Genomic DNA, 2313 nt, shown 5'->3' with positions numbered 1-2313 from the left:
GCCGTCGACCGCCAGCACCGCGAGCAGCCGGCCGCGCCACGGCCGGGTCGCCGGCTCGGCCTGCGCGAAGAAGCGCTGGCGCAGCAGCAGCCGCGTGCCGGTGATGGTGCAGCGCATCGCGAACCAGGCCCACAGCTGCAGCGGCGAGTCGTAGGGGATCAGGCCCCAGACCACCAGCAGCGCGAAGGGCACGCCGGTCATCGTGGCGGTGTGCGAGCGTTGGTAGAGCAGCGCCGTCTGCTCGTCGGCCACGAGGCGCGCCAGGTCGGCACCGAGGTGCGGCGAGGAGGTGGAGGATTCCGCCGGAACTGCGGGCATGGAGGTCCTTGGCGGCAGCGATCGGCCGGATGACGCATTATCGGCAGCCTGTCGTCCCCGAGAGCACGCATGTCCTCCTCCTTCACTGCTCTGAAACCCGCGTTCTTGCGGGGCAGCTTGGTGGCTTCCGCACTGCTGGCGGGTGCCCACTTGGCGGCCGCGCAAGCACCGGCCGCGAACCAAACGCAGGCGGTCTACCTGATCGATCCGGCGCACACCCACATCCAGTGGGAGGTGCGCCATTTCGGCACCTCGACCAGCCGCGGCCGCTTCGACGACATCAGCGGCCACGTCACGCTCGATCGTGCGGCGCAACAAGGCGAAACGTCGATCACGATCGGTACCGCGTCGATCAACAGCGGCGTGGCACCGCTCGACACCATCCTGCGCAGCCACAGCTTCCTCGACGTGAAGAACCACCCGCAGGCCTACTTCGTCGCCAGCCAGTTCCGCTTCGCCGACGGCAAGCCGGTGGAGCTGCGCGGCGAGCTGACGCTGCACGGCGCCTCGCAGCCGCTGAGCCTGCGCGCGGTCAGCTTCAACTGCTACGAGCACCCGGTGCTCAAGCGCGAGGTCTGCGGCGGCGACTTCGAGGCGGAGTTCTCGCGCAGCGGCTTCGGCATCACCTACGGGCTGCCGGTCGTCGGCGACACGGTGAAGCTGCAGATCGGTATCGAGGCCGTCCGCCAATGACCACAGCGCTGCCCGCCGGCGTGGAGGTGCTGGAGCGCGGCTGGCTGTCGTCGAACAACGTGCTGCTGCACGGCAGGGCGGGCGAGGGCGCGGTGCTGGTCGACAGCGGCCATTGCCTGCATGCGCCGCAGACGCTGGCGCTGGTGCGGCAGGCGCTGGCCGGCGCACCGCTCGCGCGCATCGCCAACACGCACCTGCACTCCGACCATTGCGGCGGCAACGCGACGCTGCAGCGCGCGCTGGGCGCTGCCGTCACGGTGCCGAGCGCCAGCTGGCACACGGTGCAGGCGTGGGACGAAGACGCGCTGTCGTATCGCGCGACCGGCCAGCTGTGCGAGCGCTTCACGGCGCAGGCGTCGCTGGCACCGGGCGAGGTGCTGCAGGCCGGCGGCCGGGCGTGGCAGGCGCTGGCGGCACCGGGCCACGATCCGCAGTCGTTGATGTTGTTCGAAGCGCATGAGGGCGTGCTGCTGTCGGCCGATGCGTTGTGGGAGAACGGCTTCGGCGTGGTGTTCCCGGAGCTGGACGGTGTCGATGCGTTCGACGAGGTCGAAGAGGTCCTCGACCTGGTCGAGCGGCTGCCGGTGCGGACCGTGGTGCCCGGCCATGGCGCGCCGTTCGACGACGTGGCCGGCGCGTTGTCGCGTGCCCGCTCGCGGCTCGCCGGCTTCCGCGCCGATCCGCTGCGCCATGCGCGCCACGGCGCGAAGGTGCTGCTGAAGTACCGCCTGATGGAGCAGCGCTCGCAGGACTGGCCGGCGTTGCTGGCGTGGGCCGAGGCGACGCGGCTGTTCGCCGGCATCGCGCGGCAGCTCGGCTGGGCCGATGCGTCGACCGGTTGTCGTCAGCTCGTGGCGGAGTTGGCGGGGCAGGGCGCGTTGCGCGTCGACGGCGAGCGGGTGCACGACGCCTGAGGCAGCAGGCACCGATCCTGCAGCCCTGGCCGTATGCCCCCCGAACGCCGGGGATGACCGCCGTGTCCTGACGGAACCCGCCCCGAACGGGCGTGTTCCGGTGACACGAAGCGCCACATTTGCAAGCAAGCGAGACGCGTCATGCCGTTTGTAAACGTCCTTCGCCACGGCCACCACGGCCGACACTTGGCGGCCACCTTCCTCAGCGTTGCGTTGCTGGCCGCCTGCGGCGGCAAGGACAGCGAGGACGTCAGCGCGCCGCCGCCGGTGTCGGATGCGCCGACGCCCGCGCCTGCGCCAGCCCCTTCGCCGGCACCGGCGCCTTCCCCCGCTCCCGCTCCGTCCCCTTCACCTGCGCCGGCCCCCGCGCCGTCGCCCGCACCGGCTC

General features: G+C 71.6%; 2 protein-coding genes and 1 pseudogene. 2 read left to right on the top strand and 1 reads right to left on the bottom strand.

Translation table 11 applies throughout. The features are described from left to right. Positions 1-318: pseudogene (locus AC1D12_RS31275) on the bottom strand (hypothetical protein); the annotation flags it as partial. Between the two features lie 120 nt (positions 319-438). Here AC1D12_RS31275 and AC1D12_RS31270 point away from each other — a divergent pair. Together AC1D12_RS31270 and AC1D12_RS31265 are read left to right on the top strand one after the other, a co-directional pair. Further along, the gene (locus AC1D12_RS31270; protein ID WP_477826600.1) at positions 439-1011 is read left to right on the top strand and encodes a YceI family protein; all 573 of its coding nucleotides are present in this window, start codon (positions 439-441) and stop codon (positions 1009-1011) included. Further along, positions 1008-1925, top strand: a complete 918-nt coding sequence (locus AC1D12_RS31265; protein WP_477845081.1) for an MBL fold metallo-hydrolase — start codon at positions 1008-1010, stop codon at positions 1923-1925. The genes AC1D12_RS31270 and AC1D12_RS31265 overlap by 4 nt, the downstream gene beginning before the upstream one ends. Positions 1926-2313: the final 388 nt, after the last annotated feature.

Source organism: Rhizobacter sp. P1_G5, from assembly GCF_056405435.1.
Note: the sequence above shows the minus strand (reverse complement) of the source record. Positions and strands in the feature narration are given on the sequence as shown.

What these genes read in the sequence shown, in the direction of transcription:
- AC1D12_RS31265 (WP_477845081.1), top strand. Translation starts at nt 1,008, where the DNA reads ATGACCACAGCGCTGCCCGCCGGCGTGGAGGTGCTGGAGCGCGGCTGG.